At 60.1% G+C, this 26,169-nt stretch carries 25 protein-coding genes; 13 read left to right on the forward strand and 12 right to left on the reverse strand.

Features of this window, described 5'->3' with window-relative positions:
- Positions 1 to 200: 200 nt before the first annotated feature.
- On the forward strand, positions 201 to 815 hold the full coding sequence (locus tag ACN0VH_RS03235) for a response regulator transcription factor (protein ID WP_278921822.1): 615 nt from the start codon (positions 201 to 203) through the stop codon (positions 813 to 815).
- A gap of 38 nt (positions 816 to 853) precedes the next feature.
- Here ACN0VH_RS03235 and ACN0VH_RS03240 read toward each other — a convergent pair whose 3' ends face one another.
- Positions 854 to 2,125, reverse strand: coding sequence for a cytochrome P450 (locus ACN0VH_RS03240; RefSeq protein WP_417699489.1), 1,272 nt, complete (start codon positions 2,123 to 2,125; stop codon positions 854 to 856).
- A gap of 136 nt (positions 2,126 to 2,261) precedes the next feature.
- Between ACN0VH_RS03240 and ACN0VH_RS03245 the strand changes: the two genes are divergently transcribed.
- Positions 2,262 to 2,600, forward strand: a complete 339-nt coding sequence (locus ACN0VH_RS03245) for a TfoX/Sxy family protein (RefSeq protein WP_278921955.1) — start codon at positions 2,262 to 2,264, stop codon at positions 2,598 to 2,600.
- A gap of 101 nt (positions 2,601 to 2,701) precedes the next feature.
- Here ACN0VH_RS03245 and ndk read toward each other — a convergent pair whose 3' ends face one another.
- Both ndk and ACN0VH_RS03255 read right to left on the reverse strand, forming a co-directional pair.
- Positions 2,702 to 3,124, reverse strand: a complete 423-nt coding sequence (gene ndk, locus ACN0VH_RS03250; protein WP_278921824.1) for a nucleoside-diphosphate kinase — start codon at positions 3,122 to 3,124, stop codon at positions 2,702 to 2,704.
- A 123-nt stretch (positions 3,125 to 3,247) separates the two neighbouring features.
- A complete protein-coding gene (locus ACN0VH_RS03255; protein ID WP_417699490.1) occupies positions 3,248 to 4,450 on the reverse strand; it encodes a multidrug effflux MFS transporter in 1,203 nt (400 codons plus the stop codon).
- A gap of 212 nt (positions 4,451 to 4,662) precedes the next feature.
- On the opposite strand from ACN0VH_RS03255, the gene ACN0VH_RS03260 reads away from it, so the two are divergent.
- From ACN0VH_RS03260 to ACN0VH_RS03270, 3 genes are read left to right on the forward strand one after another with little or no spacing between them, the layout of a single operon-like run.
- The gene (locus ACN0VH_RS03260; RefSeq protein ID WP_278921826.1) at positions 4,663 to 6,531 is read left to right on the forward strand and encodes an ABC-F family ATP-binding cassette domain-containing protein; all 1,869 of its coding nucleotides are present in this window, start codon (positions 4,663 to 4,665) and stop codon (positions 6,529 to 6,531) included.
- A complete protein-coding gene (locus ACN0VH_RS03265; protein ID WP_278921827.1) occupies positions 6,528 to 7,151 on the forward strand; it encodes a MarC family protein in 624 nt (207 codons plus the stop codon). The genes ACN0VH_RS03260 and ACN0VH_RS03265 overlap by 4 nt, the downstream gene beginning before the upstream one ends.
- A 60-nt stretch (positions 7,152 to 7,211) precedes the next feature.
- Positions 7,212 to 7,793 carry a retropepsin-like aspartic protease family protein gene (locus ACN0VH_RS03270; RefSeq protein ID WP_278921828.1) on the forward strand — a complete coding sequence of 194 codons (582 nt, stop codon included), beginning with the start codon at positions 7,212 to 7,214 and terminating at the stop codon, positions 7,791 to 7,793.
- A gap of 237 nt (positions 7,794 to 8,030) precedes the next feature.
- Here ACN0VH_RS03270 and ACN0VH_RS03275 read toward each other — a convergent pair whose 3' ends face one another.
- Together ACN0VH_RS03275 and ACN0VH_RS03280 are read right to left on the reverse strand one after the other, a co-directional pair.
- Entirely contained in the window at positions 8,031 to 8,489 is a 459-nt protein-coding gene (locus tag ACN0VH_RS03275; RefSeq protein ID WP_417699491.1) for a DNA polymerase III subunit chi, read from the reverse strand.
- Between the two features lie 6 nt (positions 8,490 to 8,495).
- On the reverse strand, positions 8,496 to 9,980 hold the full coding sequence (locus tag ACN0VH_RS03280; protein ID WP_417699492.1) for a leucyl aminopeptidase: 1,485 nt from the start codon (positions 9,978 to 9,980) through the stop codon (positions 8,496 to 8,498).
- Between the two features lie 295 nt (positions 9,981 to 10,275).
- Here ACN0VH_RS03280 and lptF point away from each other — a divergent pair, with 295 nt between their 5' ends.
- From lptF to rsmA, 6 genes are all read left to right on the forward strand, one after another.
- Complete coding sequence (gene lptF / locus ACN0VH_RS03285) at positions 10,276 to 11,421, forward strand: LPS export ABC transporter permease LptF (protein WP_278921831.1); 1,146 nt, start codon at positions 10,276 to 10,278, stop codon at positions 11,419 to 11,421.
- Entirely contained in the window at positions 11,418 to 12,521 is a 1,104-nt protein-coding gene (gene lptG / locus ACN0VH_RS03290; protein WP_278921832.1) for an LPS export ABC transporter permease LptG, read from the forward strand. The genes lptF and lptG overlap by 4 nt, the downstream gene beginning before the upstream one ends.
- Before the next feature lies 1 nt (position 12,522).
- Positions 12,523 to 14,685: an LPS-assembly protein LptD gene (locus ACN0VH_RS03295; RefSeq protein WP_278921833.1), complete on the forward strand. Its 2,163-nt coding sequence runs from the start codon at positions 12,523 to 12,525 to the stop codon at positions 14,683 to 14,685.
- Positions 14,670 to 15,929 (forward strand): peptidylprolyl isomerase, encoded by a 1,260-nt coding sequence (locus ACN0VH_RS03300; RefSeq protein WP_278921834.1) that lies wholly within the window; start codon positions 14,670 to 14,672, stop codon positions 15,927 to 15,929. Before ACN0VH_RS03295 ends, ACN0VH_RS03300 begins: the two co-directional genes overlap by 16 nt.
- Positions 15,926 to 16,957, forward strand: a complete 1,032-nt coding sequence (pdxA, locus tag ACN0VH_RS03305) for a 4-hydroxythreonine-4-phosphate dehydrogenase PdxA (protein WP_278921835.1) — start codon at positions 15,926 to 15,928, stop codon at positions 16,955 to 16,957. Before ACN0VH_RS03300 ends, pdxA begins: the two co-directional genes overlap by 4 nt.
- 83 nt (positions 16,958 to 17,040) lie before the next feature.
- Positions 17,041 to 17,886, forward strand: coding sequence for a 16S rRNA (adenine(1518)-N(6)/adenine(1519)-N(6))-dimethyltransferase RsmA (gene rsmA, locus ACN0VH_RS03310; RefSeq protein WP_417699494.1), 846 nt, complete (start codon positions 17,041 to 17,043; stop codon positions 17,884 to 17,886).
- A 136-nt stretch (positions 17,887 to 18,022) separates the two neighbouring features.
- Here the strand turns inward: rsmA and ACN0VH_RS03315 are convergent, their stop codons facing one another.
- The 3 genes from ACN0VH_RS03315 to prfA all read right to left on the reverse strand — a co-directional run bounded on the left by ACN0VH_RS03315 (position 18,023) and on the right by prfA (position 20,919).
- A complete protein-coding gene (locus ACN0VH_RS03315; RefSeq protein WP_417699984.1) occupies positions 18,023 to 18,799 on the reverse strand; it encodes a DUF4167 domain-containing protein in 777 nt (258 codons plus the stop codon).
- A gap of 225 nt (positions 18,800 to 19,024) precedes the next feature.
- The gene (prmC, locus tag ACN0VH_RS03320; protein WP_278921837.1) at positions 19,025 to 19,864 is read right to left on the reverse strand and encodes a peptide chain release factor N(5)-glutamine methyltransferase; all 840 of its coding nucleotides are present in this window, start codon (positions 19,862 to 19,864) and stop codon (positions 19,025 to 19,027) included.
- Positions 19,864 to 20,919, reverse strand: a complete 1,056-nt coding sequence (gene prfA, locus ACN0VH_RS03325; protein ID WP_278921838.1) for a peptide chain release factor 1 — start codon at positions 20,917 to 20,919, stop codon at positions 19,864 to 19,866. The genes prmC and prfA overlap by 1 nt, the downstream gene beginning before the upstream one ends.
- Before the next feature lie 73 nt (positions 20,920 to 20,992).
- Here prfA and ACN0VH_RS03330 point away from each other — a divergent pair, with 73 nt between their 5' ends.
- Entirely contained in the window at positions 20,993 to 21,307 is a 315-nt protein-coding gene (locus tag ACN0VH_RS03330; protein WP_278921839.1) for a hypothetical protein, read from the forward strand.
- A 203-nt stretch (positions 21,308 to 21,510) separates the two neighbouring features.
- On the opposite strand, the gene ACN0VH_RS03335 is transcribed toward ACN0VH_RS03330, so the two are convergent.
- From ACN0VH_RS03335 to ACN0VH_RS03350, 4 genes are all read right to left on the reverse strand, one after another.
- Positions 21,511 to 21,933 (reverse strand): DUF1499 domain-containing protein, encoded by a 423-nt coding sequence (locus ACN0VH_RS03335; protein WP_232400858.1) that lies wholly within the window; start codon positions 21,931 to 21,933, stop codon positions 21,511 to 21,513.
- Between the two features lie 57 nt (positions 21,934 to 21,990).
- Positions 21,991 to 22,938 (reverse strand): agmatinase, encoded by a 948-nt coding sequence (gene speB, locus ACN0VH_RS03340; protein WP_278921840.1) that lies wholly within the window; start codon positions 22,936 to 22,938, stop codon positions 21,991 to 21,993.
- Positions 22,931 to 23,899 carry an agmatinase gene (speB, locus tag ACN0VH_RS03345; protein WP_278921841.1) on the reverse strand — a complete coding sequence of 323 codons (969 nt, stop codon included), beginning with the start codon at positions 23,897 to 23,899 and terminating at the stop codon, positions 22,931 to 22,933. The genes speB (ACN0VH_RS03340) and speB (ACN0VH_RS03345) overlap by 8 nt, the downstream gene beginning before the upstream one ends.
- A gap of 151 nt (positions 23,900 to 24,050) precedes the next feature.
- On the reverse strand, positions 24,051 to 25,214 hold the full coding sequence (locus ACN0VH_RS03350; protein ID WP_278921842.1) for a M20 aminoacylase family protein: 1,164 nt from the start codon (positions 25,212 to 25,214) through the stop codon (positions 24,051 to 24,053).
- 63 nt (positions 25,215 to 25,277) lie between these two features.
- Between ACN0VH_RS03350 and mazG the strand changes: the two genes are divergently transcribed.
- Complete coding sequence (gene mazG, locus ACN0VH_RS03355; protein ID WP_278921843.1) at positions 25,278 to 26,135, forward strand: nucleoside triphosphate pyrophosphohydrolase; 858 nt, start codon at positions 25,278 to 25,280, stop codon at positions 26,133 to 26,135.
- Positions 26,136 to 26,169: the final 34 nt, after the last annotated feature.

Consider the following 26,169-nt stretch of genomic DNA (forward strand, 5'->3'; position numbering starts at 1 on the left):
ACCTTGGCAGATTATAAAGGTCGCCAACTCCCCCACATTATATGACTGCCCATACCAACACCCCGCTCTACAACCACAGTCAGAGCACAGATTGCTCGCCCGCAAAGAAGCGCAGAGAATTGTCCTGAAAACTTTATGGAATTGAAAGACTTCTAGTTGTACGTTCTGAGTGAACCCAGTTGAACAGGTCACAGAAATTCATGCGTATCCTGCTAGCAGACGACCACGATATGGTCCGCGAAACCATCTCTGCCTATCTCGAAAGCAAAGGCGACGCGATCGTTGCTTTGGCCACCGACATCGACGGGGCGTTGCGCACAATCCGCGATGCGGGGCCGTTTGATCTCGTGTTGCTGGACTATCAGATGCCCGGAATGAACGGGCTGGTGGGGCTTAGTGCTGCGATCGAAGCCAATGGCGGCAAGGGTGTCGCCATCCTGTCCGGCAGTGCTCCGGCCAAAACCGCGCAAGAAGCGCTCAAACTGGGGGCAATTGGCTTTATTCCCAAAACCATGGGGGCGCAGTCACTTCTCAATGCGGTTCGTTTCATGGTCGCCGGAGAGGTCTATGTTCCGGTTGATCTGATGCGCGAAGAGGCCACACCATCAACCCATCCGCTGGCAGAGAAGCTCAGCCAGCGTGAATTTCAGGTGCTGGAAGGGCTTTGCAAAGGCCTGGCCAACAAGGAAATCGCCCGCGACCTGGATCTGCAGGAAGTGACGATCAAACTGCATATGCGCACCCTGTGCCGCAAGCTGGATGCAAAAAACCGCACCCAGGCCGCGATGGCTGCCAAAGAGGCCGGCCTGTTTTAGACACTGCGCCCGCCTGCAGGCCATCTGCCTGGCCCAGGTCATCCCTCGGCGGGGTGCCCATCTGTCCCGGACAAGCGCGTCGGCAAGGCTGCGTAGCCGCGAAAACGCATGCGCCCACCATCCCGCCGCCCCGGCAGAATGCTGTAGTCGGGAAAGCGTGCAAGAAAGCGTTCCAGCGCAATTCTGCCTTCCAGCCGCGCCAATGTCAGCCCGACGCAGACATGCGGCCCGCCCGCAAAAGCAAGATGGCGATTTGGCTTGCGCGCGATGTCAAATTTGGAGGGCTCGACGAAAACCTCTGGGTCGCGGTTGGCCGCGCCAATCACCAGATGCAGATTGCTGCCCGCCGGAATCGTCACCCCGCCAATCTCTACCTGATCCGTGGTTTCACGATTGCCCAATTGATTGGGCGAGCGATAGCGCAGCACTTCTTCGACTGCGGTTTTCATCAACTCTGGCTGCGCCAGAAGTCGCGCCTTTTGCACCGGATAGTCGTGCAAAAGGGCCAGTCCGTTTCCGATCAGATTTGTTGTGGTCTCATGCCCCGCGTTCAGAATGAAAATGCAGTTCTGAATCAATTCTATTTCGCTCAGCCCCTCAGCCCCGTCCGGGCCTGTTTCGGCATTGATCAGCCGGGTCAGCACATCGGTTTCGGGATCACCAGGCGCCGCGCGTCGCCGCGCCACCAGATCGCCCAGATAGGCCTTGAACTCGGCAACGGCGCGATTGCCGCGCGCCAGGGTTTCAGCGCTGAGCGCGGGTTCCAGCGCGCCCAGAATGGCCAGAGACCAATCGCGCAGCGGGGCGCGTTCATCCGCGGGGACATCCAGCAGATTGCCAATGATCTCGATTGGAATGCAGGCCGCGAAATCCTCAATCAGGTCCACTTCCCCGCGGCTGTCCATCTGCGTCAGCAACCGGTCTACTGCGACAATCAACCCTGGCTCCATCCGCGCAATGGCACGCGGCGTCAAGGCCGATGTCATCACCCGGCGCACCCGCGTATGCAGCGGCGGGTCGGAAAACACCAAAGAGCTGGTGTGATGCTCAAAAAGTTCGGACTCCGGGCCAAATTTGGGGGCAAAGGCCGCCTTTTTGTCGGATGAAAACAAGGTCGTATCGCGGTATATCCGGTCAAGATCCGCATGGCGACTGACCACATAGGACCCATCCTTTTGTGGTAGCACTGGCGCCTGCGCCAAAAGCGCATCATAGATGGGAAAGGGATCTTCGACAAAGCCGTCAAAGGGCGCAGCAAGATCAAAATCTCTGACGTCAATCACCGGTGTGAAATCTGCGGATATGGGCAAGGTGGCTCCTCCGATAGAACTGCGCGCAGGGTCCGCCACCAAACCGCAACTGTCAATCACATCCGGCGCTGACAGAGGCCGCGAATTGGCAAAACCTTCGGGTGACAGCCCGGCAAACCCGGTCTATGTTCGCCCTATGTCCACACCGATTTCAACCATCCGCAATCTTGGCCCCGCCTATGAAGAGGCCTGTAAACGCGCCGGTATTCACAGCGCAGAAGAGCTGCGCAGCCTGGGTGCGGATAGCGCCTATGCACGGCTGCTGGCCAATGGCAGCAAGCCGCATTTCATTGGCTATTACGTGCTGGTCATGGCACTGCAGGGACGGCCATGGAACGATTGCAAAGGCGAAGAGAAAAAGGCCCTGCGCAAACGGTTTGACGCCATCAAGGCGCATAGCTTTGACACAGGGCTTTCAGAGTTTGAGCGCATCCTGGATCAGATAGGCGTGATCGAGAAACCCGCAAACGCCTAGCGCCGGGCCTATCCAGCCAAAGGCGACATCGCCATAAAAAACGGGCCGCACCGGCACTAGACCGATGCGACCCGAATTTGTCCTAAGACCAAAGCGGTGGCTTAGCCGACCAGCTCCAGACCAGAGAAGAAGTAGGCGATTTCAACAGCAGCTGTTTCAGGTGCGTCGGAACCGTGTACCGAATTTTCGCCAACGGATTCAGCAAATTCGGCGCGGATGGTGCCGGGTGCCGCATCGGCTGGGTTGGTGGCGCCCATGATTTCGCGGTTTTTCGCGATGGCGTTTTCACCTTCCAGAACCTGGCAAACGATAGGCTCGGACGACATGAACTCGCACAGTTCGTCATAGAAGGGACGCTCGGCGTGCACTTCATAGAATTTGCCGGCCTGTGCCTTGGTCAGCTGAATGCGCTTTTGTGCGACGATGCGCAGGCCAGCTTCTTCAAATTTGGCGTTGATCGCGCCAGTCAGGTTGCGGCGGGTAGCATCGGGTTTGATAATCGAAAAAGTGCGTTGCAGAGCCATCGGGAGTTCTCCATTTAAAACCGGCGCCAGAAATTCTGCGCCATATGATCGCGCGCCGCCTACCATGCCTGTAGGCACATGGGAAGAGGGAGAGTTGCGCGCCAGGTCAAAAAGGCAACCGCCTTACGCGGTTTCCTCCAGCGGCTCATGGATATCCAGCCAGCGGACATAAAGGGCTGCGGCCAGGGCGCAGAAGCTGGACAGCAGGATGATCGTCAAGACCATGAATGGTGCATTGTCAGGCGTCACCAAAAAGCCGGTTCCGGTGGTCATAAGCGCCCCCAGCGCCACCACAATGGCCCCCGACAGGCCCGAAGCACTGCCTGCCAGATGCGGCCGCACCGACATCAGGCCCGTGCTGGCATTGGCAACAGTCAGACCATTGCCAAAGCCCACCGCAATAGCAGAGCCAAAGAACACCAGCGTCGCGCCCTGCCCGGCCAGAAACAGGCTCAATCCAATCAGCGGGCCAACAACCGCCGCCAGACGCCCTGCAAGGATCAGCGAGATCAGCGGCACCCGCCGCGCCAGCAGGCCGGTAACAAAATTGCCAACCATGAACCCGCAGGTGATAATCCCGATCCCCACCCCCAAGAGCGCCGGGTTCAAATCGAACCAGGCCGCCGCCACCAAGGGCGCCCCAGTGATAAAGGCGTAAAACCCCCCGATGGAAAAGGCGAGACAGAAGCTATAACCCCAGAACCGGCGCGCGCGCAGCAGCTCTGGGTAGCTGCGCATCTGCGCCCCGAATGTGGCAGCCCGCTGGTGATTGGTTTCGCCCCAATCGCTCCAGCTAAGCAAGAGCACGCCAAGCCCCAGAACCGCATAGAGCACAAAGCCGGAGCGCCAGCCAAAGGCGATGTCCAATGCGCCGCCCAGCATCGGCCCAAGCATCGGTGCCAGCGCCATTGCCATGGTGACATAGCCCAGCTTGCTGGCCGCATCTGCGGTAGAGTACATATCACGGATGGCCGCACGTGACAGCACCTGCCCCGCCACCACGGCGCCCTGCAACATGCGAAAGCCCAAGAACACCCAGATTGATTCTGCCAGCACGCAACCCACCGAGGCCAGCGCAAATACCAGCATCGACGCCAGCAGAACCGGCCGCCGCCCATAGCGATCCGACAGCGGCCCCATGATCAGCTGCAAAACTGCCGACAGCGCCAGATACCCGCCAAGCGACAGGTTCACCAGGCTATAGCTGCTGTCAAAGTCGGCCGCGATCCGTGGCAGCGATGGCAGGAACATGTTCAGTGACAAAACCGCCAACGCGGTGCTGACGATCAGCGTCACAAGATGAGGAGCACTCTGCGCAGCCCGCATTATTTCACCAGAAAGTTGTCGCTAGGTGTCCCCCTGCTATCAGCAAGCCCTGCGCCAGACCAGCCCTGCCAATCCGTCGCGTGACGCAGCCCGCGCCGCAGCGATTTAGAAGGTGACAATCGGCGCCAGCCAGGCCCAAGAAGTGACTGAACCCACAAATGCCACCCGAGACGCATTGACAAGGCGCGGACACTGCGACAGTGGATGACCCCATGCTACGTATTCAGGATATCACCTATTCGGTTGAAGGCCGCCCTCTGTTCGAAGAGGCCAGTGCCACCATTCCCAACGGCCACAAAGTAGGGCTGGTGGGGCGCAACGGCACCGGCAAGACCACCTTGTTCCGCCTTATTCGCGGCGAGCTGGCGCTTGAGACGGGGTCGATCACCCTGCCGTCAAAGGCCCAGATCGGTGGCATCGCGCAAGAGGCGCCTTCGTCCAATGTGTCGCTGATCGACACCGTGCTGGCTGCCGCCACCGAACGGGCCGCCTTAATGGCCGAGGCCGAGACCGCAACAGATCCGACCCGCATTGCCGAGGTGCAGACCCGGCTGGCCGATATCGACGCCTGGTCCGCCGAAGCGCGCGCCGCCTCGATCCTCAAAGGTCTGGGGTTCGACGAAGAGGCACAACAGCGCCCCTGCTCTGACTTTTCAGGTGGCTGGCGGATGCGGGTTGCCCTGGCGGCGGTGCTGTTTTCCGAACCCGACCTGTTGCTGCTGGACGAACCGACCAACTATCTTGATCTCGAAGGCGCACTCTGGCTTGAGGCCTATCTGGTCAAATACCCGCACACTGTAATCATCATCAGCCACGACCGGGAACTGCTGAACCGGTCCGTGGGCGGCATCCTGCATCTGGAAGACCGACAGCTGACCTATTATGGCGGCAACTATGATCAATTCGCCCGCCAGCGCGCAGCCAACCGGGCCAATCAGGCGGCTCAGGCGAAAAAGCAAGACGCCCGGCGCGCCCATTTGCAAAGCTTCGTCGACCGCTTCAAGGCCAAGGCAAGCAAGGCAAAACAGGCGCAAAGCCGCGTCAAAATGCTGGAAAAGATGGAAACCATCCGCGCACCCGAAGATGCCGCGCGCACCGTTTTCACCTTTCCCACCCCGGAAGAGCTGTCGCCGCCCATTATCGCCACCGAGGGCGTCAAGGTCGGCTATGATGACAAGGTGATCCTGAGCAATCTGGATCTGCGCATCGACCAGGATGATCGCATCGCGCTGCTGGGCAAAAACGGCGAGGGCAAATCGACCCTGTCGAAAATGCTCTCGGCCCGTTTGGCACCGATGGGGGGCAAGATGGCGCAGTCCAGCAAGCTGCGCATCGGCTTCTTTGCCCAGCACCAGGTGGACGAGCTGTATATCGATGAAACCCCGCTACAGCACCTGATGCGCGAGCGCGCCAGTGAGGGCCAGCCGCGCCTGCGGGCGCGTCTGGCTGGATTTGGCCTTGGGGCCGACCAGGCCGATACCGAAGTGGGCCGTCTGTCGGGCGGGCAGAAGGCGCGCCTGTCTCTCTTGCTGGCCACCCTGGATGCGCCGCATCTGCTGATCCTCGATGAGCCGACCAACCACCTTGATATCGAAAGCCGTGAAGCTCTGGTCGAGGCGCTGACCGCCTATACCGGCGCGGTTATTCTGGTCAGCCACGACATGCACCTGCTCAGCCTGGTGGCCGACCGGCTCTGGCTGGTTTCCAAAGGCACCGTCAAACCATACGAGGGCGATCTTGCCTCGTACCGGGCGCTGCTTCTGGAGAAAGACAAGCCCGCGCCCAAGCCCAACGCCAAGGCCGCTAAAAAAGACAAGCCGAAAGCCGCACGCCCATCGCGTGAGGCGATTCTGGCCCTGCGCAAAGAGGCGCGCAAGTCTGAGGAACGGGTCAACAAGCTCACTCAGATGAAGGACAAACTGGATGTGAAGCTGGCCGATCCGGAGCTTTACGAACCCGAGAAAAAAGACGAAGCTCGGGTTTGGCAGGGCAAACATAGCGAAGTCATCGTGGCGCTGGAACGCGCAGAACTGCTTTGGATGCGGGCTCTGGAAAAACTGGAAAAAGCCGAGGCCCTATGATCGACACCGCCTTTTTGATCACCTCTTTTGTGACGCTCTTTGTGATCATTGATCCCATTGGCCTTACTCCGATCTTTCTGGCGCTGACACAGGGGGCCACCCCACAGGAACGTCGCTCTATTGCGCTGCGTTCCGCCTTGACCGCCATGGTGCTGCTGGCGCTGTTTGCCGCCTTTGGCGAGGCGGTGCTGGGCTTTGCCGGCATTTCCATGGCCGCCTTTCGCGTGGCGGGCGGTGTGCTGCTGTTTCTCACAGCGCTGGACATGCTGTTTGAACGGCGCACCAAACGGCGCGAACATCAGGGGGAAGAGGCCACTGCGGCAGAGGATCCATCCGTCTTTCCGCTGTCTATTCCGCTGATTGCAGGCCCGGGTTCGATTGCGACGGTGATCCTGCTATCGGGGCAAAAACCAGGACTGGAAGGCTTTGCCCTGGTGATGTGCGTGGTGCTGAGCGTATTGGCGCTGATGCTGCTGATGTTCCTTGTCTCTGGTCTGTTCGAACGCGCGATTGGCAAAACCGGCATCAATGTGGTGACCCGCCTGTTGGGGATGCTACTGGCAGCGCTGAGTGTGCAGTTCGTGCTGGACGGGCTGCGCGACTTTGGCTTTGCCACCTAAGACGCCCCATCAGCCAGCCCAGAGCACCCCATAAGTCATCACCAACAAAGGATCACACGCGTGGAAAATCTTGATTTTGGTCGCCTGATCTATCTGGTTCTGCTGCTCTGCGCGGTTGGCTCCTGGGTCTTTGTGCAAAACCGTCAGGGCCTAAGCAAAACCGTGCAGCAACTGGCAATCTGGGGTTTCATCTTTCTCGGCGTGATTGCGGCCTATGGGCTGTGGGGCGACATCCGCCACACCCTGCGCCCGCAGCAATCCGTCATGGGAGCCGCCGGGCAGGTCACGGTGCCACGGGCACCGGATGGGCATTACTATCTGACCCTGACCGTGAATGGCGCCGCGATAGAGTTTCTGGTCGATACTGGTGCCTCTGAGGTGGTGCTAAGCGCGTCAGACGCCCGCCGCGCCGGGTTTGAACCGGAAACTCTGGCCTATCTGGGGCGTGCCACAACCGCCAATGGCGAGGTGCGCACGGCGCCGATCCGGATCAAGGAGCTGGCCCTTGGCCCCATTCGCGACCAAAATCTGCGGGCCTGGGTCAATCAAGGAGAGATGGATAAATCACTTCTGGGGATGACCTATTTACAGCGCTGGTCCAGCATCGAAATCCGCAACGGCGCGCTGGTTTTAACCCGCTAGGCGGCCGCCAGATCACCGGGTGATCTGCAAAGTTCAACCTTTTCTTGCGCATATGCGCTTGCAATTGGCGCATCAACTGTTGGGAAAACAGGGGCGGCAAGATACGTTGAATAAGGCACACAGGCGCGGAAAATTTCGGTCTCTGTCAGAACGGCCGCCGCAGAATCCGCGCAACGCGGCAAAGATAATCAGATATGGCAGATAGCGGGGTTTGACATCAGGCGCGGCGGTTCAGGATCAAGCCTCTGCCTTCATCTCCCAGCGCCCCGATTCTTCGGACCAATACTGCGCCGAACAGCCGGCACCCGTCAGTGATTTCCATTGCAGACGCGCCTGTTGCACCGCGCTTTCGTCGGTTCCATCAAACAGGATGCAGACCCGTTGCAGGGCCTGCACCTCTTCTGGGGTGATCGGCGCGCCATCCACAGTCATCAAACAATCAGGTTGATTTGGGCTTGCTTGGCTGGTGGTCAGCAGGATGGGTTGCAGCGCATCATGGGCGCCGCCCGACAGGCCATGCGCCAGAAAACTATCAGCCCGCCCCTGCCATAGCGTTTCATCCAGCCAGGTCATGCGCCCGACGTCCTGGCCCCGCACTGCAATGCGCCAGCCCGCACCGCGCGCCTTTTGCAACAACACTGGCAGTGTCTCTTGCAGCGGGCGGCGGGTCAGGTGGTAGAAATAGGCGGCTCCCATTGTCGGTTATTCTTCGGTCTCGAACTGGTCCTGCACCAGACGATCCAATGCCATGACCCCCCAGCCGGTTGCCCCCTTTGGCGCATAGGAGGTGGCCGATTTCACCGAGGCGACACCGGCGATATCAAGATGGATCCAAGGCATGTCTTCCTTGATGAATCGCTTCAGGAACTGCGCCGCAGTGATAGAGCCCGCCGGGCGGCCACCAACGTTTTTCATATCGGCAATGCGCGATTTCAGCTGATCGTCATAGCCCTGCGCCAGAGGCAGGCGCCAAGCCCCTTCATCCGCAGCCTCGGCCGCCTTCAGGAAGCCATTGCACAGGCTATCATCATTCGAAAAGACCCCGGCCTTTTCATGACCCAGGCCAATGATCACCGCACCAGTCAATGTCGCCAGATCAATGACGCCGCAGGGTTTAAAGCGTTCCTGCGCGTACCACAGCACATCACAAAGCACCAAACGCCCCTCGGCATCGGTGTTGATCACCTCGATGGTGTCACCCTTCATGGATTTCACCACATCCCCAGGACGGGTGGCATTGCCAGAAGGCATGTTTTCCACCAGCCCGACCAGGCCAACCACATTGGCACAGGCCTTGCGCAGGGCAAGCGCCTTCATGGTACCAACCACAACACCAGCGCCGCCCATATCCATGGTCATATCTTCCATGCCCGCCGCCGGTTTCAGGGAAATACCGCCAGTGTCAAACACCACCCCCTTGCCCACCAACGCCAGCGGGGCTGCGGCCTCGGCGCCGCCCTTCCACTGCATCACAGCCACATGAGAGGGGCTATCAGAGCCCTGTCCGACGCAGAGCAAAGCCCCCATGCCCAGCTCTTCCAGTGCGGCCTCATCCAGAATTTCCACCTCAAGCCCGAGTGCGGACATCTCTTTGATACGCCGCGCGAATTCGACGGTGGTAAGCACATTTGCAGGCTCGTTCACCAGATCGCGGGTCATATGCACCCCTTCCGCCACAGCGGCCAGCGGCGCGTAGGCGGACGCCATGTCATCGGCCGATTTATGCGCGACCGTGATCGTCGGCAGATCAGTCGGCGCATCGTCTTTGGGCGATTTGTGATTGTCAAAACCATAGCTGCGCAGGGCAATGCCCATCGCAAGTTCTGCCGCTTTGGACATGGCACCGGCCATCACCGTCAGATTTTTTTCTGGTGCTGCTGCCGCCAGCTTTGCCCCTGCCTTGCGCGCCTCGGTTGGGGAAACGCGCCGTGGCAACACCAACACATGCAGGGCTTCGGCCATCAAACCAGCCGGCCAGGCCAAGGTGATAACCTTTCCAGGCTTGTGCTTGTGAAATCCAGGGGCTGCGATCAACCGCGCCAGAGCGCCCTTGGTCAGCCGGTTGGCCGCGCGCGCGGCCTGATCCATCACGCCCCCTGGGGTCACCAGAACGGCCACATGTCCGGTCATACCCGACAGCTCTTTTGGATCATACTCGGCAAAGCGGATGGCGGGCAAAGTGCTCATGTCTAGGGCTCCTGTCGGGATCAAATCTGGAATTGCTTCGCCAATAGGTAGCTTGCACCCCGCGCAATGGCCAGCCCCCACAGGCAAGAGCACAAAACGCAGTGTCAATTGGGGTTTGGCATAGGGCCTTCACGGCGGCGGGTGCCGCTCTGCCTGATTGCTCTGCGCTCTGTCGGGGCGTGCCTGGCGCGAAAGCTTCGCAAGAACACGGAATTGGACCAAATTGCAGTTTTCCCCGCAGAACAATTCCTTTATGGTTTGGCAAAATGATAATGGCAGGGTCTGGGGGGATCGAGTGTCACGCTTCGACAGATACGTCCTGTCGCAATATCTGCTGTTATTCAGCTTTTTTGCGCTTATCTTAGTTGCCGTCTTCTGGGTGAACCGGGCGGTTGTCCTGTTTGATCGCCTGATCGGCGACGGCCAGACAGCGATGGTGTTCTTTGAATTCACCGCCCTGGCGCTGCCCAACCTTATACGCATGGTACTGCCGGTGGCGGTCTTTGCATCGGCAGTCTGGGTTACCAACCGGTTGCAGGGTGAAAGCGAATTGACGGTTCTGCGGGCCACGGGGACCAGCCCCTGGCAAATGGCGCGTCCTGCGCTGGTCTTTGGGCTGATCACCGGGCTGATGATGTCGGTCCTGACCCATTTTCTGCTGCCCAGTTCGATCAATCAGCTGGCGCTGCGCGAACAGGAAGTCTCCCGCAATGTGACCGCCAAGCTGCTAACCGAAGGAAATTTTCTGCACCCCGCCAAGGGCGTGACCTTTTATATCCGCCAGATCAACACTGACGGCACCCTGAATGATGTCTTTCTATCCGACCGGCGAGACCCGAATAACAGCGTCACCTACACTGGCGCCCGCGCCTTTCTCGTACGCGACGCAGAGCGTACCCACCTCATTATGGTTGATGGAATGGCACAACGTCTGGACCTGAAGAAACGGCAGCTTTCGACCACAAAGTTTTCTGATTTCTCCTATGATATCAGCTCTTTGACTAACAATTCTTCTGTGTCAAATCGCAATATCCGGGCGATTCCCAGCTGGGAACTGTTTCAAAACCGTGACCTGCTCCCCCAATCGGACGGCTACACCCCCGGTGCCTTGGCAGAGGAATTCCACCTGCGCTTTGCCCGTGCCTTGATCTGTGTTGCCGTGGCGATGATCGGGTTTTCGGCGCTGATGCTGGGATCCTACTCGCGCTTTGGCGTCTGGCGTCAGGCGCTCTTGGCTTTTTTGCTGCTGATCCTGATCGAAGGGCTGCGCGGCGTGGTTTCGGAACCCGTGATGAAAAACCCTGACCTTTGGCCGCTGATCTATTTGCCCGCACTGACCGGGCTTGCCATTGCGATGGGGTTCCTACAGCTGGCGGCGCGGCCGCCGGTGCTGCAACGGCGCGGAATCGCGGCTGCAAACAAACAGGAGGCCCGGTCATGAAGCTGGATCTCTACTATGCGCGACGCTTTTTTCAGTGGTTCGCCATCATCTGCGGTGTCTTGATGACCCTGGTCATGCTGATCGACCTGAACGAACAATTCCGCCGGTTTGACAGCGTTGACATTGGCGCCGGGAAGCTCCTGGGCTTGACCCTGCTGAATGCGCCCGCCGCGCTAAGCGAATTTCTACCGCTGATCATGATCTTGACCACAATTGTGCTATTTGTCGGGCTGGCCCGCAGCAGTGAACTGGTGGTGACGCGGGCGATTGGGCGCTCTGGCATCCGGGCGCTGGCTGCCCCAGTTTTGGTCGCCGGGCTCTTGGGGCTCTTGGCGGTCAGCACGCTCAACCCGATTGTTGCCGCCACCACCAACCGGTACAAAACCCTGGCCGATACCTACCGCAACGGCGGGCCTGCTGTGCTGTCGCTCTCTGGCGAGGGACTGTGGCTGCGCCAGGGCAGCACAACTGGGCAAGCGGTGATCCATGCCACCTCATACGGTGGTGGGCAGGATGACATCATTCTTTATGACGTGACCCTTATCGAATATGCGACGGACAAGGGGCCGGTGCGGCGGATCATCGCCAAGAGCGCCAAGCTAGATGGGGAAGAATGGCTCTTGCGCTCTGCCAAAGCCTGGCAATTGGCAAGTGGCATCAATCCGGAAAAATCGGCCACCACCCATGAAACACTGCGCCTGCCGACCTCGCTAACCCAGGATCGTATCCGCGACAGGCTCGGCTCGGCCGATGGGATTTCGATCTATGATCTGCCAAGTACCATACGCGACCTGTCGCAGGCAGGGTTTTCCACCAAACGCTATCAGGTCTGGTATCAGGTAGAACTGGCCCGGCCACTGTTCCTGATCGCCATGGTTCTGGTGGGGGCTGCCTTTACCATGCGCCATGTGCGCTTTGGTGGTACTGGGCTGGCAGTGCTGACCGCTGTGCTCTTGGGGTTTGGGCTGTACTTCATACGCAATTTTGCGCAAATCTTGGGGGAGAACGGCCAGATCCCGGTAGCACTTGCTGCCTGGGCACCGCCGGTGGCCTCTATTCTGCTGACGATGGGACTGCTCTTACATGCTGAGGACGGATAATATGCGCCGCGCCCTATTGCTCTCGGTGGTTCTGCCATGGCTGGTCGCTGCCCAGCCTGCAATCGCACAGGGCACCGGCCCCCTTCCCGTTGCAGAGCAGCCAGCAATCCTGGTTGCTGATCAGCTGTTCATCACCCCGGAACGCCAGCTGATTGCCAAGGGAAATGTCGAAGCATTCAGGGGCGATGTCCGCCTACAGGCCCGGCAGATCACCTTTGAAGAAAGCTCTGGTACCCTGCAGATCGAGGGACCAATCCGCATTGATCAAGGCGGCGATATCACCATTCTGGCCGACGCCGCCGAGATGGACCGCGATCTGCGCGATGGGTTGCTGACCGGTGCCCGCATGGTCTTCAAGCAGCAACTGCAAATGGCCTCGCTCGAAATGGCCCGAGTTGGCGGGCGGTATACCCAGCTCTACAAGACCTCTGTGACGTCTTGCCATGTCTGCGATGACGGCGAACCACCACTCTGGCAGATTCGGGCCGAGCGGGTGATCCATGATCAGGTCGAACAGCAGCTCTATTTTGAAGGTGCCCAGGTCAGGGTGCTGGATGTACCCGTCTTCTACTTTCCCGCCGTGCGCCTGCCGGACCCTTCGCTGAAACGCAGCACCGGCTTCCTGGTGCCGTCGACGCGCAGCACCTCGAACCTGGGAACCGGGATCAAGGTGCCCTACTTCTTTACCCTGGGCGACAGCCGGGATCTGACCCTGGCCCCCTATATTTCCGGCAGCACCCGCACCCTGGATGCACGCTACCGCCAAGCCTTTCGTCGCGGAACTATTGAATTGAACGGGGCCTACACACGCGATGATCTTCAGCCCGGCGATGACCGTGGTTATCTGTTTGCGACCGGCCAGTTTCACCTAAAGAACGATCTACAGCTGGAACTTGACCTCAAGTCCGTCTCGGACAATGCCTATATTGCCGATTACGGCCTGCCCGATCAGGATCGCCTGCGGTCTGAAATCACCCTGACCCGCGCAGGACGCGACAGCCTGCTGCGCGCCGGCATCATCAAGTTCAAGACCCTGCGTGACAGCGAAGACCAGGATCTTCTCCCCTCGAACATTGGTGAAATCTACTACCAGAAGCGCTATTTCCCGATCTCCATCGGTGGCGAGACACGACTGACACTGGAAGCGCATGGCCACAGTCGCACCTCGGACATCGAAGGGAACCGGACCGAAACCAATGGCCGCGATCAGGGCCATATTACCGCCGATGTCGATTGGCGTCGCCACTGGCAGCTCGCAGGCGGGCTAGAGGTCGAGTGGGCCGTGGGGGCCGCAGTCGACGGCTTCACCACCTATGACGATTCTTACTATGATGAACACAGCTCACGACTTACCCCGCGGTCGCGCCTGACCCTGCGCCTGCCAATGTCCAAAACGGATGCCAGCGGTGCCGCGCAGTTCCTGGAGCCCATCGTGCAACTGGGCTGGAGCAATACCATCGGCGAGGATACCGCCCGCGATGAGAGCAATTTTGTCGAATTTGACCAGGGCAACCTGCTGTCGCTTTCGCGGTTTCCGGCGGCGGATGCCCGCGAAGATGGGCTGTCACTGGCTTACGGGGTGAATTGGGCCCGCTTTGCCAGCAGCGGCTGGCAGGCCTATGCCACACTCGGCCAGATTTTGCGCCAGGACAGCGATCCCCGCTTTACCGAAAGCTCGGGGCTGGGAGGGATCACGTCAAACCTGTTGCTGGCCGGGCAATTGAAATTCAGCGACGATATGGCGCTGACGGCGCGCGGCTTGCTGAATGATTCCCTCAACTTCTCCAAGGCTGAGGTGCGCGGCGACTGGTATCGCGATGATCTGTCACTGTCCGGCAGTTATCTCTGGCTTGGCACCGACCCCACCGAAAGCCGCAATACCGAAACCTCTGAAATTTGGTTGGATGGCTCTTACGCGGTCTCAGCCAACTGGGAGGCCAGTGCCAACCTGCGCTACGATATCTCGGATGCGCGGGCGACCCGGGCCGGCATTGGCCTTGCCTACAGCAATGAATGTGTGACGGTCGACCTTTCGGTAAACCGGCGCTATACCTCAACCACAAGCGTCGATCCCTCAACGGATTTTGGGTTCTCAATCTCCATGAACGGGTTCTCAATCAATAACGGCAGCAAACAGTACAGGCGATCATGCAGACACTCTTGACCCAGGCCTTCTCCGCTTCCCTGATGCGAAGCTTTTCCAGAACCGCAGCCGCCGCCACGCTGGCGCTTGGGCTGGTTTCCACGGCCACGCCTCTGGTGGCGCAGGGGCTGTTTTCGCCCGCTATTACCGTGGATGGTGCCGTCATCACCAATTACGAATTGAAGCAGCGCGCCTTGTTCATGGGCATCCTGCGCACCCCCGGCAACCCAGAAATCATGGCCCGCAAGGAGCTGATCAATGATCGGCTCAAACTGGCGGAAATGGCAAGGGTTGGCATATCTCCCAGCGAAGAAGAGATCACTGCAGGCATAACGGAACTGGCTGGGCGGGCCAATCTGACCTTGAATGAATTCCTCAAGGTGCTTGGCGAAAACGGAATCGAGCCGGAAACAGTGCGCGATTTTACCAAGGTAGGCCTGGGTTGGCGGGAATATATCAGCTCGCGCTTTTTGGGCCGTGCCCGCCCCACCGAGGCAGAGATCGACCGCGCCATGGGCCAGGCCGGAGCAGGCGGGGTACAGGTGCTGCTCTCAGAACTGATCGTGCCGCTCAACGAGCAGAACGTCCAGCAGGTGCAGGAACTGACCGATCAGGTCGGGCAATTGACCAGCCAAGCCGCATTTTCCGCCGCCGCGGCCCAGTACTCCGCCTCTGACAGCCGCGCCAACGGGGGCAAACTGCCTTGGATGAACCTAACCAAACTGCCGCCGCAGTTGCAGCCCGTGGTGCTTGCACTTGATCCGGGCGAAATCACTGAACCGCTGCCACTGCAAGGCGCCGTTGCCATGTTCCAGATGCGCGGTGTGCGCGAAGTAACCGGCGGCAGCCAGCGATACTCGGCGATCGAATATGCCGCCTACTACATTCCGGGCGGCCGCAGCCCCGAGGCCCTGGCCCAGGGACAGAAGATTGCCAATTCCATTGACAGCTGTGATGATCTTTACGGTATTGCAAAGGGTCAGGACCCCGCCGTGCTGGACCGCAAAAGCCTGCCCCCTAGTGAAGTCCCCCAGGACATCGCCATTGAGCTGGCCAAGCTGGACCCAAATGAAACCTCGCTGACCCTGACCCGCAACCAGGGTCAGACGCTGATGCTGCTCATGCTCTGCGGGCGTAGCGCCGAACTCGGCGAAGGCGAATCCCGTGAAACGGTCGCAAATGCGCTGACCCAACAGCGGGTTGCCTCCTCCGCTGACAGCTTTCTGGAACAGCTGCGGGCAGATGCGCTGATCATCGAGAAATGACTCCTGCAATCCAGGGGGGCTCTGGGGCCTCCGCCGCCCCCAGAGCGCTGGCCCCGCTGGCGCTCAGCTGTGGTGAACCCGCCGGGATTGGCCCGGAAATCGCCGCCATGGCCTGGCAGCAACTGAAAGACAGTTGCCCGTTCTTTTGGATTGGCGATCCGCGCCATCTACCTGCGAGTCTGCCAGTGCAGCCGATCTCGCACCCACACGAGGCGCTGGCCCATGCGGCACGAGCCCTGCCGGTTCTGCCGCTGAAGTTTGCCGGCGATACCACCAAGGGCCGCGCCGATCCGGCCAATGCGCCCGGAGTGGTGCAATCCATTCAGCGCGGGGTAGAGCTGGTGCAATCCGGGCAGGCCGCCGCGCTGTGCACCGCCCCCATTCACAAGAAAGCGCTGATTGACGGCGCGCAGTTCGCCTTTCCCGGCCATACCGAGTTTCTGGCCCATCTGGCAGGTCGCGCCCGCGTGGTGATGATGCTGGCCAGCCCGGCCCTGCGGGTGGTGCCTGCCACCATTCATATCGCCCTGGCGGATGTGGCAACCACCCTGACCCCTGCACTGCTGCAAGAGGTGGTCGAGATCACGGCCCAGGGGCTGCGCCAGCAGTTTGGCATTGCGCAGCCGCGGATTGCCGTCGCCGGGTTGAACCCACATGCCGGCGAAGGTGGGGCCATGGGCCAGGAAGAACTGCTCTGGATCAATGCGTTGGTTGCAAAGCTTGATGCCGAGAGCCAAGCGCTGACCCTCACCGGGCCACATCCGGCGGATACGCTATTTCACGCCGCCGCCCGCGCCCGCTATGATGCGGCCATCTGCATGTATCACGATCAGGCGCTGATCCCGATCAAGACGCTGGATTTTGACCGCGGCGTCAATGTCACCCTTGGGCTGCCCTTTATCCGCACCTCGCCGGACCATGGCACCGCATTTGACATCGCGGGCACCGGCCAGGCCAATCCCTCTAGTCTGATCGAGGCGCTGAAACTTGCCCAGAGCATGGCGCAGCGCGCAACCGCGCCCTCTTGACGCGTTACATCCCACTGCCTATCCCGGCCCAACCCTCTCTTTGACTGGCGCCCCGCAAGGTCGCGCGCCCTGGACATATTGACATGAGTGCAATCGACAGCCTGCCTCCGCTGCGCGAGGTCATCGACACCCATCAGCTTCTGGCGCGCAAGTCGCTGGGGCAGAACTTTTTGCTGGATCTCAACCTCACCGCCAAGATCGCGCGTCAGGCTGGCGATTTGAGCGGCTGCGACGTGCTGGAAATCGGTCCCGGCCCCGGCGGGCTGACACGGGGGCTATTGGCCGAAGGAGCGCGGCGGGTGCTGGCAGTGGAAAAGGATAGCCGCTGCATGCCGGCGCTTGCCGAAATCGCTGCGGCCTATCCCGGCCGGTTGGAGCTGATCAATGGCGACGCGCTAGAGATCGACCCGCTGCAACATCTGACGCCTCCGGTGCGGGTTGCTGCCAATCTGCCCTACAATGTCGGCACCGAACTTCTGGTGCGCTGGCTCACCCCCAAGGACTGGCCGCCCTTCTGGCAAAGCCTGACCTTGATGTTTCAACGCGAAGTGGCCGAACGTATCGTTGCCCAGCCCGGCACCAAGGCCTATGGCCGCCTGGCGCTCCTGGCACAGTGGCGCGCTGATGCGCGTATCGTTCTGGCGCTGCCCCCCGAAGCCTTTAGCCCGCCACCCAAAGTGCATAGCGCCGTGGTGCATCTGACCGCGCTGGCCGAACCGCGCTTTCCGGCTGATGCCGCAACCCTGTCGCGGGTGATTGCTGCAGGCTTTAATCAGCGGCGCAAGATGCTGCGTGCCAGCCTCAAAAGCGTCGCCCCCGGCATCGAGGACCACCTGCGCGCAGCAGGTATCGCCCCGACTGAGCGCGCCGAACAGGTCAGCCTAGAGCAATTCTGCGCCCTCGCCCGCAGCATCAAACCGCTGGACTAGCCCCCCCGATCCGGCACCGCAGCTGATCCGGACACGATCGCGACTAGCAAACCATCAGACACAAAAAAACCGGTGCCCGAAAGGACGCCGGTTTTTTGTTGGGCTGTTCAAATAGATCAGCAAAACAGAAGAGGCCTTATTCAGCCGCTTCCGGTGCATCCTCTGGCTTGGCCTTGGGCTTTGCCCGCGCACGTGGCGCGCGTTTGGGCTTGACTTCCTTGACCTCCTCCGCAGAAGACGCCTGGTCGTCCCCCTCGCCGCTTGCACCCTGTTTGGGGGCAGGTTTGCGGCTGCGCGGTTTGCGGCTGGCCGGTTTTTTCCCGGCGCCCGCTGGCTCTTGCCCCTGCTGGCCCTGACCATGCTGGCCCTGGCTTTCGGGGGTTTCAACTAGGCCGCTCTCCTGTGCCGAAGCATCGACGCCGTTATCGACCGGCGCCCGTGCGGCGTCGCGCGGGTCCAGGACCTCGGGCTGCGGCGCGTTGGCCGGATCCGCATTGGCGGAGTCACCAGCCTCCCGGCGGGGGGCTGCGGCAGGTTGCTGCTGTTGTTGCTGATTGGCAGAGGCTTCGCGCTCCTGCCGTTCAAGACGCTCTGCGCGTTCGCGATCCCGCTCTGCCTGGCGCTCGCGGTTTTGCCGTTCCTGATCTTCACGCCGCGCATCGATTTCGCGCTGCGCTTCGTTCAACAACCGCAGGTAATGTTCCGCGTGTTGCTGAAAGTTTTCAGCCGCCACCCGGTCATTGCTGAGCTGCGCATCGCGAGTCAACTGATTGTATTTATCGATTATTTGTTGCGGGGTCCCGCGCACCTTGCCCTCTGGGCCGGAGCTATCGAAGACCCGATTTACAACATTGACCCCATTGGGGCGGTTCCGGTTCGACTTGGAACGCGAACGTGATTTTGACGATCTCATATGCCTAACGTCAGCCTTAATTTCATGTGTCATGGATCCAATGCAGCGCATCCCGGCGCCGGATGATCGACTATTTTGGGCTTGGTGTCGCTGGGAGGTAGAGAAACCTCGCCGTTATTGAGCGACACTTTGAGTAACCACTTTCTACCGCCCCAGACAAGGGGCGCACCTCATATTTCCCACATTTTCTTTCAAAAATAGAAATTTTCGCAACAAAATGCCACTTTAGGCCTGCCTTTGGCCGGTAACAACGCGGTCGCGCCCATCCAGATCAGGCAGGATGCGCAGATCGACCAGGCCCGCGTCTTGCAGCAATTTCACCACTGCTTGGCCCTGAGTAGGGCCAATTTCAAGGCAGAGCCGCCCGCCTGGGCGCAGATGCGCCATCACCCTGGCGGCGATTGCGCGATATGCGCCCAAACCATCGCCACCATCGGTCAACGCCATATCGGGCTCATGGCCGCGCACCTCGGGCGACAGGCCTGCCATTTCGTCCAAGGCAATATAGGGCGGGTTAGCAGTGATCAGATCGAATTCACCACTGACATTGGCAAACCAGTCCGACTGCTGGATATCAATGCGGGCCTCCACCCGGTGCAGCACCGCATTGGCGCTGGCCTGCAGACAGGCGGCCTCGCTCAGATCCACACCCAGCCCCGACGCGCGCGGATTTTCCGCCAGCAGCGTCACCAGAATGCAGCCAGAGCCAAGGCCAAGATCCAGCACCCGTTCAAACGGCTGCGACAGGGCCACCTCGATCAGGGTTTCAGTTTCCGGGCGCGGATCCAGCACATCTTTGGAAACTTTGAAACGGCGGCCATAAAATTCACGCTCGCCAATCAGATGCGACACCGGCACCCGAACCGCGCGCAGCGCTATCAGTTGCTCGTAGCGGTCGGCCACCTCGGGGGAAAGTTCCTCTGGCGCGATCAGGGTGACGCGGCTGGCCTCTATGCGGGCGGCATGCGCTAGCAGAATACGGGCATCGCGCGCCGGATCCTCTACCCCTGCGGCCCGTAGCCGCGCCGCCGCAGCGGCCATGGCCTGGGCAGCGGTGCCTTCCATCACTGCCCCATCTCAGCCAAGAGCCGCGCCTGATTGTCTGCCGTCAGCGCGTCGATAATTTCATCAAGATCCCCCTGAAGGATTTGATCCAGCTTATAAAGGGTAAGGTTGATCCGATGGTCAGACATCCGCCCCTGGGGGAAGTTATAGGTGCGGATCCGTTCCGACCGATCCCCCGAACCGACCTGGCTGGCGCGATCAGCGGATCGTTCGCCATCAATGCGCTGGCGCTCCAGATCATAAAGCCGAGCGCGCAGAACCTGCATCGCAATCTCGCGGTTTCGATGCTGCGATTTCTCGGCGCTCACCACCATGACGCCGGTGGGAATATGGGTGATACGCACCGCGGAATCGGTGGTATTGACGTGCTGCCCCCCCGAGCCAGAGGCGCGCATGGTATCAATACGAATGTCACCAGGGTCGATCATCACATCGACCTCCTGGGCTTCGGGCAGCACCGCCACGGTGGCCGCCGAGGTGTGAATCCGGCCACCGCTTTCGGTGACGGGCACCCGCTGCACCCGGTGGACGCCGCTTTCGTATTTCATCCGGGCAAAGACGTTTTCGCCTTTGATATGGGCCACCACTTCCTTGATGCCGCCCAGTTCGGTGGCCTGTTCTTCGATAATATCAAACTTCCAGCCGCGCGCCTCGGCGTAGCGCTGGTACATCCGCAGCAAATCACCGGCAAAAAGCGCGGCCTCGTCGCCACCGGTGCCGGGGCGAATTTCCAGCATGGCCGGGCGGGTATCGGCTTCATCCTTGGGCAAGAGCGCAAGCTGCAGCGCCTGCTCTGCCTCGGGCAGTGCCGCCTGCAGGCTGGGGATTTCTTCTTCCGCCAGTTCCTTCATATCCGGATCCGCCAGCATTGCTTTGGCGTCGTCCAGATCTGTCAGCAACTGGCGATAGGCGGTGATCTGTTCGGCCACTGGCTTGATCTCGGAATACTCCCGCGCCAAGTTGGCGATCTCGGCACCGCTTGCCCCCTCTGCCATCGCGGCTTCAAGATACTGAAACCGTTGCAGGATCTGCTCTAGCCGCTCTTCGGGGATCATCCGTGTCTCATCCTCTTTGGGGTATCGTCCTGCCGCTTTGGCATAAAGATCTCTTCTGTGATATGCTAGCCGCATGCAACATGCCAGTGCCCTTATCGCATTCCTGTTCACCTGCCTTGCCCTCCCCGCGTTTGCGGATGTTCAGGGGCCAGGCGGCACGGTTATTGATTGCTACTGTACCGACAAAAGCGGCGCCAGGGTTGAGCTGGGCGAACTACGTTGCCTGAACGTAGATGGGCGCCGATTCATGGCCCAGTGCCAGATGTCGCTAAACGTGCCGATGTGGCGCGAGGTGCAGGCGAACTGCCTCTCGGCGAGCCTGTCGGGTTCTGCACGCAAAACCGCAGTGCAACACACTGCTCCGCGTGGGGCGCTGCCCGCCCTGTAGCATAACGGCTGCGACAACCGGGCAACTAGGCGGCGCGCGCCGCGAACAGGCTGAAACCACCGCCGGATCAAGGCCCAGCCCCCGGCTGGCAACAAGCCAAAGCATGGTGCCAGCCAGCGTGGCCACCAGGTTTTATGCGGCAAGAATATGCGAAATCAGACGCGTAGGCCCAGCGGCGTGACTGCAAATAAATGCGACAGGCTCTAGTCTGCAAGCTTGGGCATCAAGGACAGCCAGGCGTCAATCCGCGCCTTGTTGACGCCAAGATCAGAACGGCCAAACCGCAGCCGGGCATAGACCTTGAGCAGATCGCCATCCTGGCGTGCCGTGGTATAATCGGGAAAGCCGATGACCTTGGTACGGGTCACATAGGTCGCCTGCCCGTCCTCGACCGATCCGGACAGCAGATTGGTGCGCGCCGCGCCCGAGGCAATTCGATCAAACTGGCGCAGCCCATCCGGCCCCGTACGCACCACCCGAAACACCCCGCCGCGAAATTCCTTGTCTTCGGTCAGTTCTGGCTGGGTGTTCCAATCAAAAGGATCAACCGGGGCCAGCCTGATAAAGCCCACAATAACCACGGCTGCGGCCAACAACACCCAAGCCAGTATCATGATCCTACCCATCGCGGCCCCGCCCCCTTGCCTGATGTGCCCCCCAATGGATGGGCCATGCGCAGCAGCTTAGCGTGATTTCACACCAGGAAGAACGCACATCATCTCATACAGCAAATTCGCCGCAGTCAGCGCGGTATTCCCCGAGGGATCATAGGGCGGCGAAACCTCGACGAGGTCGCAGCCGACAATGTTCAGCCCCTTCATGGCGCGGATCAGTTCCAGCGCCTGGGGCGTGGTCAGCCCGCCTATCTCTGGTGTGCCGGTGCCGGGCGCATAGGCCGGATCAAGGCTGTCGATATCATAAGAAATATAAACCGGGCGATTGCCGATATCGCGGCGAATCTCAGCGCCCATATTGTGCAGTTGTCGCCCCCAAAGTTCTTGTGCCGGGAAATGCTGAAAGCCCCAGCCCTGTGCCTCGGTGAAATCATTCGCACCATAGCCAGTGCCGCGAATGCCGATCTGATAGGTTTTATCCGCGACAATCAGCCCTTCCTCATAGGCGCGGCGAAACACCGTACCATGGGTTTCTCGCTCACCGAACATATCGTCGTTCACATCCGCATGGGCATCGATATGCACCAGGGCAACGGGGCCGTATTTGGCCGCAATCGCCCGCAGGATCGGCAGGGTGATCGAATGATCGCCCCCCATGGCCATCGGGATCACTCCGCCCGCCAGGATGGCATTGTAGCTGTCTTCGATGATGCGCAGCGATTCCTTCAGCGAGAAGGTATTGATTGCCAGATCGCCGATATCCCCGGCATTCAGGCTGTCAAACGGTGCCGCCCCTGTCGCCATGTTATAGGGGCGCAGCATCGCGCTTTCGGCGCGGATCTGTTTCGGGCCAAAACGGGTGCCAGAACGCCAGGAGGTTCCAATATCGATCGGCACCCCCAGAAAGGCCACATCCAAGCCATCAAGCGAGGTTGCCTGCGGCAGCCGCATAAAGGTGCTCGGTCCGGAAAACCGCGCCAGATCATTGCCACTAATCGGTTGATTAAACTCAGCCATTTTCTCTCATATTCCAGCCCAGAAGGCAGATAATTTCCATTGCCACATGCGCCCCGGCCACTGCGGTCGCCCCTGTGGTATCAAATAGAGGCGAAACCTCCACCACGTCGCCGCCCTTGATATTGATCCCTGCGATCTCGCGCAAGATGCGCGCCGCCTGGGCCGAGGTCAGCCCGCCCCAAACGGGGGTGCCGGTGCCGGGGGCATAGGCTGGGTCCAGCCCGTCGATGTCAAAGCTAAGATAGGTCGGCTTGTCCCCGACGATCGCCTTGATCCGGGCTGCGGTCTCAACCGGGCCAATCTCGTGGACGGTGGGCGCATCAATGATGTTGACCCCAAGCGTATCCTCGACCGTGGTGCGAATGCCCACCTGCACCGAGGTGGCCGGATCGACAATGCCCGATTTCACCGCCTTGTAGAACATGGTGCCGTGGTCGACGCGGTCAAAATCATCATCCGGCCAGGTATCGGGGTGGGCATCGAACTGCACCAGCGATAGCGGGCCGTATTTTTCGGCATAGGCTTGCAGGATCGGAAAGCTGATATAGTGATCGCCCCCCAGCGTCACCGAGGCAGTATCAGTGGCCAGAATGCCGCGAATATGATCACGTAGCGCATCCGGAAAGGCCGCGACATTTGCATAGTCAAAGGCCAGATCGCCATAATCGGCAATCGCCAGTTCGCTTAAGGGATCATAGCCCCAGCCATAGGGCGGATCAAAAGGTTGCAGGCTAGAGGCCTCGCGGATGGCGCGCGGGCCAAGACGGGTGCCCGGGCGGTTGGTCACCGCCTGATCAAAGGGGACGCCGGTGATGGCAATATCAGCATGCGTCAGGTCTTTGGTATAGCTGCGGCGCAGAAAGGACAGCGCCCCGCCAAAACTGTTCTCAAAGCTGAGCCCCTTGAGATCATCACGTGTGAATGCCTGATCCACCTGCGTTTTTGCGTCTTCCAGTGCCATGGGTCTATCCCTCTTGCAGCCGCCTGCCCGGCGTCAAATCCGTGCGAAACGAGGCACGATGCTTGCGTGATCCCCAAAGGCAGGCATAATTTGATCATATTATAGGGCGGAAATAGCTGCTTTTTCCGCCCCTGTCACCTTTTTCCGTAGATCAGCGCAATGGCAACGCCCGTTCCACCAGCCGGGCAAAGAACGAAGCCCCCACCGGCGCAATGTCGTCGTTGAAATTATACTTGGGGTGGTGCAGTCCGGCGCCTTCGCCCTGACCAAGGAACAGATAGGCGCCGGGACGGGCCTTCAGCATGTAAGAGAAATCTTCGGCACCCATTTCGCGCTCGCCGTCTGGTTCGACGTTTTCAGCGCCTGAAATCTCGGCCGCCACGTCAGCGGCAAAGGCGGCCTTATCGGCATGGTTGACGGTCGCAGGATAGCCAAGTTCATAGTCCAGCGCGGCGGTGACGCCATAGCTGGCCGCCTGGCCTGCCACGATTTCCTCCATCCGGCGCATCACCATTTTCTGCACCTCCGGGTTAAAGCTGCGCACCGTGCCATTGATATAGGCGGTATCGGGGATCACATTGTCCACCGTGCCGGTGTGGATCTGCGTGACCGAAACCACCAGGTCTTCCAATGTGTGATGATTGCGGCTGATGATGGTCTGAATCGCCTGGGCAATGCCACAGGCTGCCATCACCGGATCACGGGTTTCATGCGGCATCGCGCCATGACCGCCCACCCCCTGGATATTGATATGAAAGGTATCAACCGCCGCCATCAGTGCGCCGGGCGCGGTCAAAAAGGTGCCCACAGGCAGGCCGGGGGCATTGTGCAGTGCATAGACCTCCTGAATGTCGAACCGATCCATGATGCCTTCTTCCACCATGATGCGGGCACCACCGATGGCCTCTTCGGCGGGCTGGAAGATCAGCGCCACCCGGCCGGCAAAATTGCGCGTCTCGGCCAGATATTTCGCCGCCCCCAGCAGCATGGTTGTATGGCCGTCATGGCCACAGGCATGCATGTTGCCCGCATGTTGCGAAACATAGTCTACGCTGGTTTCTTCCGGGATCGGCAGCGCATCCATATCCGCACGCAGGCCAATGGTCCCCCCCGGCCCCTGGCCATTGATGATGGCCACCATGCCCGAGGTGGCAATGCCCTCGTGCAGTTCATCCACGCCAATCTCGCGCAGGCGTTCGGCCACATAGGCCGCAGTTTTGGGCAGATCCAGCGCCAGTTCGGGGATCTGGTGCAGATGCTGACGCCATGTCTTCATCTCTGTCGCGTAATCAGCAATGCGGTTCACAACCGGCATGGGGTGGACTCCTGTGTGAGACTCGGGATTGATGCATCAGACACTGGAACAAGAGCCGCCGCAATGCCTGACACACCGCTACCGCCCCCCTATGACCCTGCGCTGATCCACAACGAAAGCGCTGGAATAGAACGACTTCTGGAGATCATGCAAGCCCTTCGCAACCCCGATCACGGCTGCCCCTGGGATATCGAGCAGGATTTTGCATCCATTGCGCCCTATACCATCGAAGAGGCCTATGAGGTCGCCGATGCGATCGAGCGCAAGGCCTGGGATGAACTGAAGGGAGAGCTGGGCGATTTGCTATTCCAATCAGTGTTTCACGCCCAGATGGCCGCCGAGGCCGGGCATTTCAGCTTTCAGGATGTGGTGACCACCATGTCGAACAAAATGGTCTCGCGACATCCGCATGTTTTTGGCGATGAGAATCGCGACAAAAGCCCCGAACAGCAGACAGCCGACTGGGAAGCTATCAAGGCAGCCGAGCGCGCCGGGCAGAAGCAGGATGGCACGCTTGACGGGGTGGCCGTGGGGCTACCGGCTCTGCTGCGTGCCTATAAACTGCAAAAACGCGCCGCCCGTGTGGGCTTTGACTGGCCGGTGATTGATGATGTCATCGCCAAGATCGCCGAAGAAAGCGCCGAACTGGCTGAGGCCCGCGCCGAGCTGAGCCAGGTTGAGGTCGAGGAAGAGTTTGGCGATCTGATGTTTGTCATGGCCAATTTGGGCCGCCACCTGGGCGTCGAACCCGAGGCCGCGCTTCGCAAAGCCAATGCCAAATTCATCCGCCGCTTTGAAGGCGTCGAGAGCAAGCTGGCCGCCAAAGGCAAAACCCCAGGCGATAGCGATCTGGCTGAAATGGATCTGCTCTGGGATGCGGTGAAACGCGATGAACGTGCTGCAATCCCTGAAAGCGATTGAAGAAATACCGTATTCCACGTGACAACCGCTGCAC

The sequence above is a fragment of the Pseudophaeobacter sp. genome (assembly GCF_048267565.1).
Taxonomy (GTDB): Bacteria; Pseudomonadota; Alphaproteobacteria; order Rhodobacterales; family Rhodobacteraceae; genus Pseudophaeobacter; species Pseudophaeobacter profundi.